Genomic DNA, 16,702 nt, shown 5'->3' with positions numbered 1-16,702 from the left:
GTGCGGTGGTGCGGACAAGCGGATGCTCCTGAGGCTGCGTGGAAGACGCGGAAGGGCTCAGGAGGCGCGACACAGGCAGCTGCCGACGCGGCACAGGTCAACTGCGCGGCGACGGGTCAGCGGCCAGAACACGGTGGTGAGGGTAGCCGAGGATCGGCCCGTGCGGCAGTGCGCGCACGGGATCGACCGCCCGGATGAGGAGCGGGTCACGCGCGGCGGGGCGTCAGCCCGTGGCGGACACCGCGCCGGCGCCGAGGGTGAGGTCGTCGGCGAAGCCGCTGATCTCGAGCGCGCCGCCGGCCGCGCGCAGCCTCGTCGGCGTGGCCGCGAGGGGGAGCGAACCGGGGTCGAGCCGCAGCGTGAACCGCTGCTCGATCGTGTGCTGCAGGGCCGCGGGGAGCGGGGGTGCGTCGCTGCCGCCCAGCCGGACGTCGCGCGGCACGATCTGCGCCTGCCCGTCCACCAGCTGGAGCACGGCGATCACCGACACCTCGACCTCCTGCCCGAGCAGCGTGGCCGTGCCGACGAGGCGGACCGCGTCGCTCGGGTCGATCGTCCGAAGGGACCGGTCGCCGCCCTCCTCGACGGCCTGCTGCAGCACGTAGTCGTCGACGTTCTCGATGCGCAGGTCCTCGATGCCGGGGACGAGGCGCTCCACGTCGGAGGCGGGGATCCGCACCGTGCCCTCGACGGACCGCACGTTGAGCGACTTCGGGCCGGACCCGAGCAGCATCGGCAGCGGAGCGCTGACGTCGCGCAACCGGGCGTGGACGCTCAGGTCCTGCAGCTCGCCGACCTCGACCCGCAGGGCCGTGACGTCGACCTCGGGGTAGTGGCCCGAGACGGCCTGGGTGAGGAACGGGAAGCCGTTGATGCGCACGTCCGGGTCGTCGACGAGACCGATCTGCTCGCGCATCTGGCGCGACACCGCCGACTCGGCGAGCGCGGCCGCCCCGAAGTCGACCGCCACGAACAGCCCGACCAGGACGAGCAGCGCGATGACCAGGCGCCTCATCCGACCTCCGACCCTGCTGCCCGGCGCTCTGCCGGGGTGCGGCCTTCGACCGTAGAGCGAGCGTGTCGCCGCGCGTCATCGGGGTTGGTGCAGGCGGCGAGCGCCCACCCCGCGATCCGGCGCGCGAGCTCCGGGTGCGTGCCGCTCTCGCCGTGCCCGTCGCCCGGTTCCTCCCACAGCTCGGCGCGCTCGCCGGCGGCGCTCGCGAGCGCGCGGGCGTGGGCGGGCGCGAAGTAGCGGTCCCCGGCGATGTGCACGAGCAGCAGCGGCGCGGTGATGGCGCCGACCACCTCGACGGGTGACGGCGGCACCACTTCCCAACCGCCGTCGAGGCGCACGCCCATCGCGCGGGCCGCGAGCCGGCCGTGGGGCTGTTCGAGGAGCCAGTGCACCTGGCGCATCGGGGAGGTCTCCCGGGAGTACCAGCGGGCAGGCGAGCTCACCGCCACCACGGCGTCCGGCCGGTGCGGCCCGGCGGCGGCCTGGCGCAGGGCCACGGCGGCGCCGAGGGAGAAGCCGACCGTCGCCACCCGCTCGTAGCCGAGGCGCCGCGCGGCGGCGACGCCGGCGTCGAGGTCGAGCGGCTCCCGGTCGCCGACGGTGCTGCGCCCGCCGGAGCGGCCGTGGCCGCGCATGTCGAGGGCCACCACCGGCGCGTGGGCGCCCAGCGAGGCGAGCAGCGACCGGGTGGTCCGGTAGCGGACGTGGTGGGTGAACCCGTGCGCGACGACGAGCGCGGTACCGCGGGGAGGGCCCGGCCGCGCCAGGTGGACACCGGCGAGCGGGACCCCGTCGGAGCTGGTGGTCGCGATCGGTACCGGCGTGACCTGCACCGCGCTGCTCGTGCCGTCGGCCTCCACCGGGCTATCCTGCATCGATCCGCGTGGTGGTGTTCCCGCCGGGTCACGCGGGTGTGAACGGTGCGTCATGGTCGCCCGCCGTGATCGGACGAGGGGCGCAGCCGGCGCCCCGGCCCCCGGTGGGAGAGGAGGCACACCGCGTGGAACTCCTTCTGCTGACAGCCGACCCCGACCCGGGTTCCGTGCTGCCGGCCCTCACGCTGCTGCCGCACGGCGTCCGGACGGCCGCGCCCGAGGTGGCCGCTCTGCTCGATGCGGGCCCCCACGACGCCGTGCTCGTCGACGCCCGCACCGACCTGGTCGCGGCCCGCAGCCTGTGCCGGCTGCTCGGCAGCACCGGCACCGACGTGCCCGTCATCGCGGTGCTCACCGAGGGCGGCCTGGTGGCGGTCTCGGGGGAGTGGGTGGTCGACGAGATCCTGCTGCCCGGCACCGGCCCCGCCGAGGTCGACGCGCGGCTGCGGTTGCTCAAGTCCCGCCCCGGCGCCGACGCGGGCCGCGACGGCGGTGCGCTGGTGCTCGGCGAGCTCGTCATCGACGAGGCCACCTACGCGGCGCGGCTGCGCGGCCGGCTCCTCGAGCTCACCTACAAGGAGTTCGAGCTGCTCAAGTACCTCGCCCAGCACGCGGGCCGGGTGTTCACCCGCGCGCAGCTGCTCCAGGAGGTGTGGGGCTACGACTTCTTCGGCGGCACCCGCACCGTCGACGTCCACGTGCGGCGGCTGCGGGCCAAGCTCGGCCCCGAGCACGAGCAGATGATCGGCACCGTGCGCAACGTCGGCTACAAGTTCGTCCGGCCCTCCCGCGGCCCACTGGGGGCACCGCCCGTGCGCATCGAGGACGAGGACGGCGACGAGGACGGCGGCGACCGGGCGGTCGGCCGCGTCAACGGCGTGGCCGGGATGGCCTGACACCGCTGGAGGAACGGGCGTGTCCGGCGTCCGGGGTAGCGTCGTTCGCGTGATCGGGTTGGTGTGGCACGCGGGGTTGGACGAGGTGTCGGCGGGCGAGGTCGAGGCGCTGGCCGCGGCGGCCACGGCGGTGGACGGCACGGCCCCGCTCGGCGAGCACGTGCTGCTGCACCTGCGCCGTGACGACGCCGCCCACCTGCTCGCTCGTGACGAGACCGGGGCGCTGCGCGGGGTCGCCCAGCTCGACGCGGGCGAGGGCGGCGCCACCGCCGAGCTCGTCGTGCACCCCGACGCCCGGCGTGCCGGGCTGGGCAGGCGTCTCGTCGAGGCGCTGGCGGAGCGCGTGGGCAGCGCGCCGTTGAACGTCTGGGCGCACGGGCAGCACCCCGGCGCGGTCGCCCTCGCCGCCCGCCTCGGGTTCACCGCGGCGCGGGAGCTGTGGCAGATGCGGCGCGACCTGGCCGAACCGGTGCCGGACCCCGAGCTGCCTGCGGGGGTGGTGCTGCGGCCGTTCGTCGTGGGGGCGGACGAGGACGAGTTCCTGCGCGTCAACAACGCCGCCTTCGACTGGCACCCCGAGCAGGGCGGCTGGGACCTCGACCGGATCCGCGACGGCGAGGCCCAACCCTGGTTCGACCCGGCGGGGTTCCTGCTGGCCGTCGACGCGCGGGGCCGGGTGCTCGGCTTCCACTGGACGAAGGTCCACACCGATCCCGAGCCGATCGGCGAGGTCTACGTGCTGGGCGTCGACCCGGCGGCGCGCGGTCTGCGGCTCGGCGCGGCCCTGACCCTGGCCGGTCTGCAGCACTTGCGCGACGCGCGCGGGCAGACGCGCGTGCTGCTCTACGTCGAGGCGGACAACTCGCCCGCCGTGCGGCTCTACGGCAGCCTCGGATTCACCCGCTGGCAGGCGGATGTTTCGTACCGCCGCTGACCCCTGTTCACCCACCGGCAACCCGCGCCGCGATGCAGCTGATCACGTCGGCGCAGGTCACGGGGAGATCACGGCCCACCGTGGGTGAGTGTGCTGCCTCACCCGGGGGACCTGTTCATCCTGCGTTCACCTCGACGGCGGAGCCCGTCCACCGGGCTTACCTACCGTTCGCGACCGGCGGCTCCCGGAGTCGCCTGCCCGTTCACGGGAACTCACGACGGAGGAACACAGGTGAACACCCTGCGGCACGGTTCCCGTGCCCGACTCGCTGCGGTCGGCGTCGCCGCCAGTAGCGCGATCCTGCTCGCCGGCTGCGGTGCGGCCAACGAGACCGCCCCGCCGGCCGCCGGTGGCGACAGCGGCGCCACGACCGACGTCTCCGGCACGCTCGCCGGTGCCGGTGCCTCCTCGCAGCAGGCGGCCATGGAGGCCTGGATCGCCGGCTTCTCGAGCGTCGCGCCCGACGTCACCGTCAACTACGACCCCGTCGGCTCGGGCGGTGGCCGCACGCAGTTCACCGAGGGCGCGGTCCAGTTCGCCGGCACCGACGCCGCGCTGGACGAGGAGGAGCTGCCCGCGGCCCAGCAGGTCTGCGGCGGCCCGGACAACGTCATCCAGATGCCGCTCTACATCTCGCCGATCGCGGTGGTGTTCAACCTGGAGGGCGTCGACAACCTGCAGCTCGCGCCGTCGACGATCGCCCAGATCTTCAACCGGCAGATCACCACCTGGAACGACCCGGCGATCGCCGCCGACAACCCCGGCGTCCAGCTCCCGGCCACGCCGATCACGCCGGTGAACCGCGCCGACGAGTCGGGCACCACCGAGAACTTCACCGAGTACCTGGTGGCCGCGGCCGGTGCCGACTGGCCGCACGAGGCGGACGGCAACTGGCCGGTCCAGGGCGGCGAGGCGGCCCAGGGCACGTCCGGTGTCGTCGGCGCCGTCCAGGGCGGTCAGGGCACGATCGGCTACGCCGACCTGAGCCAGGCCGGCGAGCTCGGCACCGTCGACGTCAGGGTCGGCGACGCGTTCGTCAACCCGTCGCCGGAGGCCGCAGCCGCCATCGTCGAGGCCTCGCCGCGCATCGAGGGCCAGGGCAACTTCAACTTCGCGGTCGAGCTCGCGCGGGACAACCCGGCGGCGGGCACCTACCCGATCGTGCTGGTCTCCTACACCCTCGCCTGCACGCAGTACTCGGACCCGGCGCAGGCCGACGCCGTGCGTGCCTTCCTGAACTACATCGCGAGCGAGGAGGGGCAGGCGGCCGCGAGCGAGAACGCCGGCAACGCGCCGATCTCGGCCAGCCAGCGCAGCACCTTCCAGCCGGCGATCGACGCCATCGCCGCGGCGGGCTGATTGAGCCCGGCATCACGTAGCCGCGAGGCCCGGACGGTCGTCATCATGGGACCGTCCGGGCTTTCGGCCCGTTTCCACCCCGCACGTTCGATCTTCCGCGCCGATCCGCGGGAAGGGATCACGTGAGTACCGACACCACCCCCGGGCCCGCCCCTGCGGGCACGACACCGGAGGCCGCCCCGGCGAAGCCGGTCGTCCAGCCCGGTGACCGCATCTTCTCCGGCATGGCCAAGGGCGCGGGCATCCTGATCCTGGTCGTGCTGGCCGGCGTCGCCGCGTTCCTGCTCGTCGAGGCGATCCCGGCGCTGACCGCTCCCGCCGCGGACATCCCGGGCGGCGCGGGCTTCTTCGCCTACGTCGCCCCGCTGATCTTCGGCACGCTGCTGGCCGCCGTCATCGCGCTGGTCCTCGCGACCCCGCTGGCCGTGGCGGTCGCCCTGTTCATCACCCACTACGCGCCGCGCCGGATCGCCCAGGCGCTGGGTTACGTGGTCGACCTGCTGGCCGCCGTGCCCAGCATCGTCTACGGCCTCTGGGGCGCCTGGACGCTGGCGCCGGCCTCGATCGCGCTGATGACGTGGCTGGAGTCCAACCTCGGCTTCATCCCGTTCTTCGCCGGCCCGGTGTCGGCCACCGGTCGCACGATGCTGGTGACCGGGATCGTGCTCGCCGTCATGATCCTGCCGATCATCACGGCGGTGACGCGGGAGGTCTTCCTGCAGACGCCCAAGCTGCACGAGGAGGCGGCACTCGCCCTCGGTGCCACGCGCTGGGAGATGATCCGCATGGCGGTGCTGCCGTTCGGCCGCTCGGGCATCATCAGCGGTGCGATGCTGGGCCTGGGCCGTGCGCTCGGGGAGACGATGGCGGTCGCGATCGTGCTCTCGGTGTCCGGCGGCATCACCTTCAACCTGATCAGCAACGGCAACCCCTCCACGATCGCCGCGAACATCGCACTGCAGTTCCCCGAGGCCAGCGGCATCGGCGTGAACGTGCTCATCGCGTCCGGCCTGGTGCTGTTCCTCATCACCCTCGCGGTGAACTCCATCGCGCGCTTCATCATCAACCGACGCCGAGAGTTCTCGGGGGCCAACTGATGACCGTCGACACCAGCAAGCGGCAGGAGTCGGGCAGCGCCCTCCCGGCGCCGCCGAGCGGCCTGCGCGCGCAGGGGCAGCTGCCGAGGTGGGCCGTACCGGGCGGGCTGGCCGCCACCGCGGTCGTCGTCGGCGGCCTGCTGGCCCTCGTCGGGTTCAGCGTCGGGTTGTTCGCCGTCGGCACCGCCGTCGTCTTCGCGGTGGGGCTCTACGTCGCCTCCTACGCCGTCGAGGGCAGGAGGAAGGCCGTCGACCGGTTGGTCACGGTGGTCGTCACGTGCGCCTTCCTGCTCGCCGTCGTCCCGCTCGTGTCGGTCCTCGTCACGATCATCGGCGAGGGCATCGCCCGCTTCGACGTCGAGTTCTTCAACTCCTCCATGCGCGGCGTCGTCGGTGAGGGCGGTGGCGCCTACCACGCGATCGTGGGCACGCTGGTCATCACCGGTTTCGCGGCGCTGATGTCCATCCCGGTCGGGCTGCTCACCGCCGTGTACCTGGTCGAGTACGGCAAGGGCCGGCTGGCGCGCGCCATCACGTTCTTCGTGGACGTGATGACCGGCATCCCGTCGATCGTCGCCGGCCTGTTCGCGGTCGCGCTGTTCACCTACCTGGTCGGGCCCGGGGCCCGGCTCGGCTTCGCCGGGTCGGTGGCCCTGTCGGTGCTGATGATCCCGGTGGTGGTGCGGTCGGCCGAGGAGATGCTGAAGATCGTGCCGAACGAGCTGCGGGAGGCCGCGTTCGCGCTCGGCGTGCCGAAGTGGCGCACGATCCTCAAGGTCGTCATCCCGACGTCGATCGCGGGCATCGCCTCGGGCGTCACGCTCGCCATCGCCCGGGTGATCGGCGAGACCGCGCCGCTGCTGGTCGCGGTCGGCCTCTCCACGGCGCTGAACTTCAACGCCTTCGACGGCCGCATGGCCACGCTGCCGGTCTTCTCCTACTTCTCCTACGCCACTCCGGGCGTGCCCCGTGAGCCGTACCTGGAGCGGGCGTGGACCGCGGCGCTCGTACTGATCATCATCGTCATGGTGCTGAACCTGCTGGCGCGACTGATCGCCCGCTGGTTCGCGCCGAAGACCCGATAGGAGCCCGAGTCGGATGGGCAAGGCGATCGAAGCCAAGGACCTGAACATCTACTACAGCGCGTTCCGCGCGGTCGAGGGCGTCAACATGACGATCCGGCCGAAGACCGTGACCGCGCTGATCGGGCCGTCCGGTTGCGGCAAGTCGACCTACCTGCGTGCGATCAACCGCATGCACGAGGTCATCCCGGGCGCCCGCGTCGAGGGCAAGCTCGAGCTGGACGGCCGGGACCTCTACGGGCCGGGCATCGACCCCGTCGGCGTCCGCCGCCAGATCGGCATGGTGTTCCAGCGCCCCAACCCGTTCCCCACGATGTCGATCTACGACAACGTGATCGCGGGCCAGCGGCTGAACAGCAAGAAGATGCGCAAGGACGCGACCGACGAGCTCGTCGAGAAGTCCCTGCGTGGCGCGAACCTCTGGAACGAGGTCAAGGACCGGCTCGACAAGCCCGGCTCCGGCCTCTCCGGTGGGCAGCAGCAGCGCCTGTGCATCGCGCGGGCGATCGCCGTGCAGCCCGACGTCCTGCTCATGGACGAGCCGTGCTCGGCCCTCGACCCGATCTCCACGCTCGCGATCGAGGACCTGATCAACGAGCTGAAGATGGACTACACGATCGTCATCGTCACGCACAACATGCAGCAGGCCGCCCGCGTGAGCGACTACACCGGGTTCTTCAACATCGAGGGCACCGGCAAGCCCGGCAAGCTGGTGGAGATGGACGAGACGAAGACGATCTTCTCCCAGCCCAGGGAGAAGGCCACCGAGGACTACGTGTCCGGCCGCTTCGGCTGAGTGATCCCCCAGGAGCCCGGCGCCCTCACCCTCAGATGGGGAGGGCGTCGGGCTCCTGGCCCGTCACGGCGTAGACGGTCTCCCGCGCAACCACGACCGCGTGGTCGGCGAACCGCTCGTAGTAGCGCGCCAGCAGGGTGACGTTCACGGCCGTCGGGATGTCGTGCGGCCACGCCGGGTCCATCATCACCTCGAACATGCCGCGGTGCAGCACGTCCATCTCGTCGTCGTCGCGGTCGAGCTCGGCGGCGAGCAGGACGTTGCGGCTGCGCACGACCTCGGCGGCCTTCACCGCCAGCTGCACGGCGACCCGGCCCATCTTCTCGAAGGCGGGCAGCACCTCGGCGGGCAGCGCGGGCGCGGGATGGCGGATCCGCACGACCTCGGCGATGTGCAGGGCGAGGTCGCCCATGCGCTCGATATCGCCCGCGGTGCGGATGGCGGCGACGACCGCACGCAGGTCGCCCGCCACGGGGTTGTGGAACAGCAGCGCGTCGCACGCCAGCTCCTCCACCTGCGCGCGCAACGCGTCGATCTCGGAGTCGCCCGCGACCACCTGGACGGCCAGCCGTTCCCGCGACTCCAGCAGGGCCGCGGTGGCGCGGTTCAGCGCACCGGCCGCGGCCGTGCACATGCCTCCGAGCAGCTCGGACAGCTCGTCCAGCTGCTGGGGCAGCGGGGCGGGGGGCATGCGTGGAGCCTATCGGAGGCAGTTGAACGACCGGGGTCGTCGGCGTGGACGCTCCGGTGGTCGGGCAGCGCGGGCAGCGCCGCTCAGACGGCGAGCGGGCCGGGCATGCGGCCGGTCACGACGTAGACGATCCGGCGGGCGACGGCCACCGCGTGGTCGGCGTAGCGCTCGTAGAAGCGGGCCAGCAGCGTGATGTCGACGGCCGGGCCGACGCCGTGGCTCCAGTCGCGGTCCATCAGCACCGTGAACATGTGCCGGTGCAGGTCGTCCATGGCGTCGTCGTCGGACTCGAGCTCGGCCGCGCGCGCGAGGTCGCGGGTGCGGATGACGTCGCCCGCCTTCCGCGCCAGCGCCACCCCGACCTGCCCCATCTCGGCGAAGTAGGGGGCGATCTCCTCCGGCAGCACCGCCTGCGGGTGCCGCCGGCGGGCCGCCTGGGCCACGTGCAGGGCGAGGTCGCCCATGCGCTCGATGTCGCCGGCGCCGTGGATCGCCGAGACGACGATCCGCAGGTCGGTGGCCACCGGCGCCTGGAGCGCGAGCAGCGCGAACGCCCGCTCCTCGGCGGACGCGCGGATCTCGTCGACGCGGACGTCCTCGGAGATCACTTCCTCCGCGAGCTGGAGATCGACCTCCAGCAGTGCGCGGGTGGCCTTCTCCATCGCCTCGGCGACCCGCATGCACATGCCCGCCAGGGCCTCGGCCAGTCCGTCGAGCTGCTCCTGGTAGACGTCACGCATGTCACAAGACTAGTCCTGATTGCGGCGTTCGGGTGCGTGGGTGGGTGAACCAGCGGTGAACGTCGTAGCGCGTTCACGCGCAGGCGGCCTCGGGCCCCTCCGGGGCAGCTGTCGTGGGGGCGCTCAACGCGATCGGTGCCGACGGCGCCCGGACGACGTCGTCGAAGGAACGGCCGAGCACCAGGTGCAGCACCCCGGTGGCGCCGGGGTCGGGCACCGACTCGGCGGAGGGCACCGTGGTCGCCAGCAGCTCCGCCGCGGCGGCCTGGTCGGGGGAGAATCGGATCACCGTCTCCGAGGTGGGCTGCTCGGCGCTGGAGACCTCCCCGACGTCGAACCCGAGCGAGCGCAGTGTCTCCCCGACCTCGCCCGCGAGCCCGGAGCGGTCGGAGGCGTTGACGACCTCGACGGTGACCTCGCTCGGGGCCGGGCCGGTGTCACCGGCCTCCGGATCGGTGGCCTCGGCGGGCAGCGCGGCGTCGCTGCGCACCGCGGCGAAAAGGTCGGCGGCGGCGGTGTCGCGCAGGACCAGGTTGCCGCGGTTGTTCCGGTCGCTCGTCGGCACGGACGCGAACCGCACGCCCTCGGCGTCGAGGTCGCGCAACGTCGTCGCGAGCGCGAGCACCTGCTCGAGCCCGGCCCCGTCGACGAGCACCGCGTCCGCGAGCGCGGGGCGCAGGGCCATGATCTGCCCGACGTCCAGCAGCGCCGTGCCGGAGACGGCCTGGTCCAGCACGGCGGCGAGCACCCGCTGCTGCCGCTCGATCCGCCCGTACTCCGGGGAGGGATCACCCTCGACCTCGCCGGCTTGCACGAAGTCGGCGGCCCGGACGCCAGACAGCGCCTGCATGCCCGGGTCGGGCACGACCGGCCCCAGCACCCCGTCCAGCACCGGGCGCGGCACGCAGACCTGCGCGCCGCCGACCGCCTCCGTCATCGCCGGGACGGCCGAGAGATCCGTGCCGACGTACTTCGTGACGGCGATGCCGCTGAGCTGCTGCACGACGCGCGTGAGGCAGCGGGGGCCTCCGACGTCGAGTGCGCTCACCAGCTGCGTGCGGGCCTCCGCGGGCACGGTCTCGTCCGTGTACGCGCCGCTGATGTGGTCCCAGCGCTCGCACGGCGGCCGGTTGATCTCCAGGTCGTGCGGGAAGGCGAGCACCGTGACCGGGCCGCCGCCCTCCGGGATGTGGGCGACGGCGACGGTGTCGGCGCGGACCGCCGCTCCCTCCGGGTTCGGCTCGGTGCCCACGACCAGGACGTTCTCGTCCCCGACCTGCGTCGCGGGCTCGACGATCGCCCCCGACTCCGGATCGAGCGCCGCGGCGTCGCCGACGGATGCCCCCAGCCAGGACTTCGTGCCCCAGCCGAACGCCGTGGTGACGACCACCGCGACGGCCAGTGCCGCCGCGAGGAGCCGGCCCGCGGTGCTCGCCGCCGAGCGGCGGACCGGGGGCGGCGGCTGCTCGCGGTCGGTGACCGCCAGCGTGAGGCCGGCGTGCGCGGCGGTGAGCCGGGTGAGCGTCTCGTCGATGCGCAGTGCCCGGGTCCGCGCGTCCACCGGCTCCGGCTCGGAGCGTCGGCTCCGCTCGAGCTCGTCGGCCGCCTCGCCGACGCCGCTCTCCCCGATGCCCTTCTCCCGGAGACCGTTCTGCCGGGCGCCGACCGGGGCGACGACCGCGGTCGCCTCCGGGTTGCTCGCGGCGCGCGGGGCGGCCCGGCGCCCGGCGGGGAGGGCGGTGGTGGCGGGATCGGCGGGTGCCCGGGTGGGCGGCGCCGGGGTGGGCGGCGCCGGGTCCGGCGCGGCGCGCCTGCGCGCTCCGGGGCCGGGGGGCGCTGTGGCCTGCGGGGCAGGAGCCGCCCGGCGGGGTGCGCGGCCGGGCGCGGGCAGGGCGGTGGTGGCATCGGCCGTGTCGCGCCGGCCGTTCGGGGAGCGGCGCGGCCGGTCGTGGGGGGCGATGCCGGCGGCCGGGTCCGGTTCGCCGCGCCCGCGCCGGGGTGCGGCGGCCGGCAGGGCGGTGGTCGCGGAGGTCGCGGGAGCCTCGTCGCGGTGCCGACGGCCGCCGGGCACGGGGGCCGCGGTGGCGGGCGCCGGCTCGGGAAGGTCGGGGCGCCGCCGGCGCCCACCACCGGACGGCGGGCGCGTACCGGGTCGCACGGCCGCCGCGGCGTCCGGCACCTGCGCGCGCGGCGGGGCGTGCGGCGGGGCGGGTGGCGTGCGGTCCGGCGGGTCGGGCAGGCGGCGGCGTCCGGTCCGCGGTGCGGCCGGGGGTGCGGGCTCCTCGGGCGGCCGGTGCCGGCGCGCACGCCCATCGAGGTCGTGGCCGTTGGTGCTGTGGCCGTTGGTGCTGTGGCCGTTGGTGCTGTGGCCGTTGGTGTTGTGGCCGGGGGCGTCCTGGGCATCCGCTCTGCGACCGCGGGCGCCGCGTTCGTTCCAGTCGCGTTCGTCCCGGCTGCGTCCATTGGGGGCGTGCCCATGGGGGGCATGCCCGTTGACGCCGTGCCCGTTCGCCGGGCGCCGGTCGACGTCGTGCCCGTCGACCGCGAGCCCGATGAGGTCGCGTCCGCTGACGCGCGCTTCGGCGCCGTGCCCGTTCGCGGTGCGCCCGTACCCCGTGCCCCGGTCGTCGGGGCCGTACGTCGCGGGCTCGGTCCCGCCGTGCCCGTTCAGCCGCCGGGGCGGTCCCGGTGGCCGTGCGGGGCCATGGTCGTCGGGAAGCCGGCGCCGTCCCCGCCGCGAGGGCTCCTCGTCGACCGGCACGCCGTGCCGACCGGCGCCGTTCCACGGGGCCGCGACGGGATCACCGAAATGCCGGCCGCTGCCGCTGATCGGGTCGTCTGCGGCCCCGCGGGCCTCCGCCGCACGCCGGCGGGCCGCCCGCCCGCCGGACGGGGGTGACGCCGGGTCCGACCCGACGAGACCGTGTCTGGCGAGGACGTCCTCCGGCTCCTCGGCCGCGCGCCTGCGTCGGCCGGTGGAGCGCTGAGCACGGTACGAACCGTCCTCCACGCCCACCTCCTCGGCACGAACAGAACAGAAGGCGGGCACGGGCTGTTGCCAGAACAGCCCGAGCCCGCCCCCTCAACGTCTCGATCCGAGCTTACGGAGCAGCGGCACCCGGAACCCAGTGGGGTGCGACGACCGGCGGCTGGGGGATCGACCGGCGGCCACCGGCCGGTCCGGCGAGGCGTACGAGGCCGGTGTGGGCGTCCCGGTAGGCCACCGCGTTGCGCCCCGCGTTCTTCGCCGCGTACAGCAGGCCGTCCGCCGTTCCGACCAGCCCCTCGATCCCGGTGACCGGACCGGAGCCGTGGGCGACGCCGATGCTGACGGTCACCCGCAGGCCGGGGGCGAGCTCCTGCCACGGGTGGCGGTCGACCCGTTCCCGGGCGGCCTCGCTGACGCGCACGGCCTCGTTCCGGTCGTGCCCGGGCAGCACGAGCGCGAACTCCTCGCCGCCGTACCGGGCGCAGAACGCGCCCTCGGGCAGGCCTGCGTCGAGCACGGCGACCAGCCGCTGCAGGACGCGGTCGCCGAACGGGTGGCCGTAGGAGTCGTTGACCTGCTTGAAGTGGTCGACGTCCAGCAGCGCGACGCCGATCCCGGCCACCCCGACGCTCGCCGGATCCCCGAGCAGGGCGACGAGCCGCTCGTCGAGGTAGCGGCGGTTGTAGGTGGCGGTGAGGCTGTCGCGCCTGCTCTGCTCGCGGGCCTCGGCGTGCTCGCGGCGCAGGCGGTCGAGCTCGTCGACGCTGGACTGCCCGTTGAGCAGGCGCACGGCCGTGCGCAGGTGCTGGTAGGCCTGCTCCCAGCGGCCCGCCCCGGCGAGCTCCTCGGCCGCGGCGGTGTGCCACGCGGCCCCGGAGGCGCCCGGGGTCGACGGCCCCCGCGTCGGCATGTGCCGGTGGCGCGGGGCCGGGTCCGCGGTTCCTGTCGTGGCCGGTGTGCGCAGCGTGGTCATCGCTCACCTCCTGGTGTCGGAGGTGTCGACCGCACGGGCCCGCTCCTTGAGGGCCGCTACCCGTTCGCGTCGACGAGCGGGCGCCGGGCGGACCGGACCGGTGTGCGGCCCGGGCGGGTCAGCCGCCGGAGTGCTCCAGCTCTGCGCCGAACGGCACCGAGGGGTCCTCCGGGTCGTCCAGCCAGTGCTCGGGCAGCACCACGCGGCCCGCGGAGCCCTGCCGCCCGCGGGGACCGTCGGCGTCGGCCGGGAACGGGTGCTCCAGGTCGAGGTGGGTGAGCAGCTCGTCGAGCTCGTCCAGGCTGTTCACGAGCCCGAGGCGACGGCGGAGGTCGGAGCCGACCGGGAAGCCCTTGAGGTACCAGGCGATGTGCTTGCGCATGTCGCGGATGCCCTTGTCCGGGCCCATGTGCTCCTGCAGGAGCACGGCGTGACGACGCATCGTGGCCGCGACCTGCCCCAGCGACGGGGGTTCGGGCAGCTCCCGCCCGGCGAACGCGGCCTCCAGGTCGCCGAACAGCCACGGCCGTCCCAGGCACCCGCGCCCGACGACGACGCCGTCGCAGCCGGTGGACGACACCATCGCGAGCGCGTCGGCGGCGCTGAAGATGTCGCCGTTGCCGAGCACCGGCAGCTCGGCGGGCAGCGCGTCGCGGAGCCGGGCGATGGCCGACCAGTCCGCCGTGCCGGAGTACCGCTGCGCGGCCGTGCGCGCGTGCAGGGCGACGGCGGCGACGCCCGCGTCCGCCGCGATCCGCCCGGCGTCCAGGTAGGTGTGGTGCGCATCGTCGATGCCGATGCGCATCTTGACGGTCACGGGGATCGGTCCGGCGTTCTCCACGGCGGCCCGCACGATCCGCTCGAACAGCCTGCGCTTGAACGGCAGCGCCGCCCCGCCGCCCCGCCGCGTCACCTTGGGCACGGGGCACCCGAAGTTCATGTCGATGTGGTCGGCGAGGTCCTGCTCGACGATGATCCGCACGGCCTGCCCCATCGCGGCCGGGTCCACGCCGTAGAGCTGCATGGACCGCGGGTGCTCGTCGGGGTCCATCGCGATCATCCGGAACGTCAGCGGGTTGCGCTCGACGAGCCCCCGCGACGTGATCATCTCGCAGACGTAGAAGCCCGCGCCCTGCTCACGGCACAGGCGCCGGAAGCCCGCGTTGGTGATGCCCGCCATGGGCGCGAGCACCACCGGGGTCTCGGACACGAACGGTCCGATGCGCAGCGGACGGACAGCGGTCGGAGCACTCACAACTCCCCATTGTCCTCGCTCCCGGCGGCGGTCAGAAATCGACGGTGATGCAGGCCGCGCGCGCCCCCGCGGTGCCCGCCTCGCCGGGCCCGCTCGCCGTCTGCATCGCGTGCACGACCACCGAGCCCGGGCGCCGGTCGTCGGGGAACTCCCACGCGACCGTCGACTCCGTGCTGCCCGCCCCGGCCTCGTCGGTGGTGAAGTCGAGCCAGATCTCGTTCTGCGGGTTCGCGTACGTCGGGTCGACGCTGGGCTGCATCGGGTCGAGGGCGAACTGGAAGTGCGGCCCGGAGTCCTCCGGTCGCGTCCCGCATGGCTCGGTGTGCACGTGTGCCCCGTACCAGCGCAGCGGCTCCAGACCGCGCACGGCGAGCATCACGGTGGTCGTGCCGTCCGCCGACCGCGCCTGCACCGCCCCCCGCGCCCCCGCGGGCACCAGCTCCTCGTCGTAGGTGACGGCGATGCCGGGCGGGGCGGCGAAGGTCTCGCTGACGTGGACGCTGTGGTCGTCGGGCAACTGCACGGCGGTCTGGGCCGAGGTCGTGTTCGCGCAGCCGGCCAGGACCAGGACACCCAGGACACCGGCGACGACGCGGCGAGGACACATGGACCCAGCATGGATGGTCGCGCTGCGTCACGCACACTGACCCTGTGTCACCACGTCCGAGGGATGCGCGGGGCGCCGCACCTGCGCCGTAGGCTGGGCGGGCGGCCGCGCCGGCTGGTGCGGCGGCACGGGCCTCTAGCTCAATCGGCAGAGCAGCGGACTTTTAATCCGCGGGTTCAGGGTTCGATCCCCTGGGGGCCCACCGACCCGCTGGTCGAGCGCTCGTCCGTGATCTTGAATCAAGATCGAGAGACCGTTGTGGGGACCGTTCTGATCGTCGCCCCGGTCGATCAGTCCCTCCGGCCGCGGCGGGCCGCCACCGGACCCCGGGCCGCGAGGTGGCCCACCGTCAGCACGACTCGTCGTCCTTCACGACCACGAAGTCCGGAACGTCGCCGGTGGTGATCGTCGATCCTGCCGCCGGGGTCTGCTCGCAGACCACCCAGTTGCGGTCCACGACCTGGTTGCGCCCCTCCCCGGTCCCGTCGGTCGATGTCATCAGCGGCACCCCGAGGTCGGTGACAGCTTGCACGTGGTCCTGAGCGGCTTGCAGGTTCATCCCCACCACATCGGGCATCGTCCACTCGATGGCGACCGGGGCGGCGGCTGTCGCGGGCGCAGAGGTCGTCTCGGGTGCTGGTGCGGGTGCCGGCACGGTGACGGTGACCGTCGGCGGGGGAGGGGGCGGTGCGGTTCCGGCGGAGCAGCCGGCCAGGGCGGATGCGGCGAGCACGCCGAGAGCGAGGGGAGCCGTGCGGTAGGTGGTCATGTCTTCCGTTCCCTGTCGGTGGTCCGTGCACTGGTCGCCGACGGTCGTCGGGGCGTTACGCAGCGCTGGGGCAACCGTCGACAACTGTGCGAACGGCGATCCGAAAGCCCTGGCCGGACTGCTGCGACCGTTTCGTGGGAGGCCGACACGAAGCCCCGCCCATCGCGGTCACCCGCGCGCGCCGCTGCCGCAGGTTCCTCGGCTTCTTCGGCACCGGCGCACTGGAGGAGTCGAACTGGAGCATCGATCGGTCGACAACGGCCGGGCGCCGGGGCTGTCCCGAGCGATTCCGCCGGCCGGCGACCGCATCAAGGGCCTACAGCAAGCTCGCGCGTGCGGCTTGAGCACGAGCCCCGACCGGGGTCGAGTGCGTTCCGCGGAACGCGCCCGGGCCGCGTCCAGAGCCGGTGGGTTCCTCAGAACCACACTCACGCCGCAGCCCGGAGGCCGGCGCGTCCCACGTACGCGGTCCGGGCCAGTGCGTTCCGCGGAACGCACTCACACGACGAGAGGGTCGCCGGCGACCACGACGTGTCTCCAGCGCAACGACGGCGACGTCGTGCGCCGCGGTCCGGGGACGGCGGCACCCGGGCCGAGCGACCTTCTCGGGCTCCTCCCGGGGCC

Annotated in this window: 15 protein-coding genes and 1 tRNA gene; 7 read left to right on the top strand and 9 right to left on the bottom strand. The window is 74.0% G+C overall.

Features of this window, described 5'->3' with window-relative positions; all coding sequences use genetic code 11:
* Positions 1 to 223 precede the first annotated feature (223 nt).
* Both FB558_RS32515 and FB558_RS32510 read right to left on the bottom strand, forming a co-directional pair.
* On the bottom strand, positions 224 to 1,015 hold the full coding sequence (locus FB558_RS32515) for an LmeA family phospholipid-binding protein (RefSeq protein WP_142060140.1): 792 nt from the start codon (positions 1,013 to 1,015) through the stop codon (positions 224 to 226).
* Positions 1,012 to 1,875 (bottom strand): alpha/beta hydrolase family protein, encoded by an 864-nt coding sequence (locus tag FB558_RS32510; protein ID WP_246106914.1) that lies wholly within the window; start codon positions 1,873 to 1,875, stop codon positions 1,012 to 1,014. Before FB558_RS32510 ends, FB558_RS32515 begins: the two co-directional genes overlap by 4 nt.
* 140 nt (positions 1,876 to 2,015) lie before the next feature.
* Between FB558_RS32510 and FB558_RS32505 the strand changes: the two genes are divergently transcribed.
* The 6 genes from FB558_RS32505 to pstB all read left to right on the top strand — a co-directional run bounded on the left by FB558_RS32505 (position 2,016) and on the right by pstB (position 8,054).
* Entirely contained in the window at positions 2,016 to 2,786 is a 771-nt protein-coding gene (locus tag FB558_RS32505; RefSeq protein ID WP_142060136.1) for a winged helix-turn-helix transcriptional regulator, read from the top strand.
* Positions 2,787 to 2,835: 49 nt separating this feature from the next.
* A complete protein-coding gene (mshD, locus tag FB558_RS32500; RefSeq protein ID WP_142060134.1) occupies positions 2,836 to 3,720 on the top strand; it encodes a mycothiol synthase in 885 nt (294 codons plus the stop codon).
* A 240-nt stretch (positions 3,721 to 3,960) separates the two neighbouring features.
* Positions 3,961 to 5,079, top strand: a complete 1,119-nt coding sequence (gene pstS / locus FB558_RS32495) for a phosphate ABC transporter substrate-binding protein PstS (RefSeq protein ID WP_142060597.1) — start codon at positions 3,961 to 3,963, stop codon at positions 5,077 to 5,079.
* Between the two features lie 212 nt (positions 5,080 to 5,291).
* On the top strand, positions 5,292 to 6,176 hold the full coding sequence (gene pstC, locus FB558_RS32490; RefSeq protein WP_425468121.1) for a phosphate ABC transporter permease subunit PstC: 885 nt from the start codon (positions 5,292 to 5,294) through the stop codon (positions 6,174 to 6,176).
* Positions 6,176 to 7,261 carry a phosphate ABC transporter permease PstA gene (pstA, locus tag FB558_RS32485; protein WP_142060130.1) on the top strand — a complete coding sequence of 362 codons (1,086 nt, stop codon included), beginning with the start codon at positions 6,176 to 6,178 and terminating at the stop codon, positions 7,259 to 7,261. The genes pstC and pstA overlap by 1 nt, the downstream gene beginning before the upstream one ends.
* 13 nt (positions 7,262 to 7,274) lie before the next feature.
* Positions 7,275 to 8,054, top strand: a complete 780-nt coding sequence (gene pstB, locus FB558_RS32480; protein WP_142060128.1) for a phosphate ABC transporter ATP-binding protein PstB — start codon at positions 7,275 to 7,277, stop codon at positions 8,052 to 8,054.
* Positions 8,055 to 8,085: 31 nt separating this feature from the next.
* Here the strand turns inward: pstB and phoU (FB558_RS32475) are convergent, their stop codons facing one another.
* The 6 genes from phoU (FB558_RS32475) to FB558_RS32450 all read right to left on the bottom strand — a co-directional run bounded on the left by phoU (FB558_RS32475) (position 8,086) and on the right by FB558_RS32450 (position 15,309).
* Entirely contained in the window at positions 8,086 to 8,745 is a 660-nt protein-coding gene (phoU, locus tag FB558_RS32475; protein ID WP_142060126.1) for a phosphate signaling complex protein PhoU, read from the bottom strand.
* 83 nt (positions 8,746 to 8,828) lie between these two features.
* A complete protein-coding gene (gene phoU, locus FB558_RS32470) occupies positions 8,829 to 9,485 on the bottom strand; it encodes a phosphate signaling complex protein PhoU (RefSeq protein ID WP_142060124.1) in 657 nt (218 codons plus the stop codon).
* A 73-nt stretch (positions 9,486 to 9,558) separates the two neighbouring features.
* Positions 9,559 to 12,495, bottom strand: a complete 2,937-nt coding sequence (locus FB558_RS32465) for an LCP family protein (RefSeq protein WP_142060122.1) — start codon at positions 12,493 to 12,495, stop codon at positions 9,559 to 9,561.
* Between the two features lie 91 nt (positions 12,496 to 12,586).
* Positions 12,587 to 13,447, bottom strand: coding sequence for a GGDEF domain-containing protein (locus FB558_RS32460; protein ID WP_142060120.1), 861 nt, complete (start codon positions 13,445 to 13,447; stop codon positions 12,587 to 12,589).
* 118 nt (positions 13,448 to 13,565) lie between these two features.
* A complete protein-coding gene (dusB, locus tag FB558_RS32455) occupies positions 13,566 to 14,702 on the bottom strand; it encodes a tRNA dihydrouridine synthase DusB (protein WP_142060118.1) in 1,137 nt (378 codons plus the stop codon).
* Positions 14,703 to 14,733: 31 nt separating this feature from the next.
* The gene (locus FB558_RS32450; RefSeq protein WP_142060116.1) at positions 14,734 to 15,309 is read right to left on the bottom strand and encodes a superoxide dismutase family protein; all 576 of its coding nucleotides are present in this window, start codon (positions 15,307 to 15,309) and stop codon (positions 14,734 to 14,736) included.
* Between the two features lie 129 nt (positions 15,310 to 15,438).
* Here FB558_RS32450 and FB558_RS32445 point away from each other — a divergent pair.
* A tRNA-Lys gene (locus FB558_RS32445) sits at positions 15,439 to 15,511 on the top strand.
* A gap of 147 nt (positions 15,512 to 15,658) precedes the next feature.
* On the opposite strand, the gene FB558_RS32440 is transcribed toward FB558_RS32445, so the two are convergent.
* A complete protein-coding gene (locus FB558_RS32440; RefSeq protein WP_142060112.1) occupies positions 15,659 to 16,078 on the bottom strand; it encodes a PASTA domain-containing protein in 420 nt (139 codons plus the stop codon).
* Between the last annotated feature and the right edge of the window lie 624 nt (positions 16,079 to 16,702).

Source organism: Pseudonocardia kunmingensis, assembly GCF_006716445.1.
GTDB lineage: Bacteria > Actinomycetota > Actinomycetes > Mycobacteriales > Pseudonocardiaceae > Pseudonocardia > Pseudonocardia kunmingensis.
Note: the sequence above shows the minus strand (reverse complement) of the source record. Positions and strands in the feature narration are given on the sequence as shown.

Excerpts from the sequence above, each read along its gene's own strand:
- FB558_RS32515 (WP_142060140.1), bottom strand. The coding sequence starts at position 1,015 with ATGAGGCGCCTGGTCATCGCGCTGCTCGTCCTGGTCGGGCTGTTCGTG.
- pstA (WP_142060130.1), top strand. The coding sequence starts at position 6,176 with ATGACCGTCGACACCAGCAAGCGGCAGGAGTCGGGCAGCGCCCTCCCG.
- pstB (WP_142060128.1), top strand. The coding sequence starts at position 7,275 with ATGGGCAAGGCGATCGAAGCCAAGGACCTGAACATCTACTACAGCGCG.
- phoU (WP_142060126.1), bottom strand. The coding sequence starts at position 8,745 with ATGCCCCCCGCCCCGCTGCCCCAGCAGCTGGACGAGCTGTCCGAGCTG.
- phoU (WP_142060124.1), bottom strand. The coding sequence starts at position 9,485 with ATGCGTGACGTCTACCAGGAGCAGCTCGACGGACTGGCCGAGGCCCTG.
- FB558_RS32460 (WP_142060120.1), bottom strand. The coding sequence starts at position 13,447 with ATGACCACGCTGCGCACACCGGCCACGACAGGAACCGCGGACCCGGCC.
- FB558_RS32450 (WP_142060116.1), bottom strand. The coding sequence starts at position 15,309 with ATGTGTCCTCGCCGCGTCGTCGCCGGTGTCCTGGGTGTCCTGGTCCTG.
- FB558_RS32440 (WP_142060112.1), bottom strand. The coding sequence starts at position 16,078 with ATGACCACCTACCGCACGGCTCCCCTCGCTCTCGGCGTGCTCGCCGCA.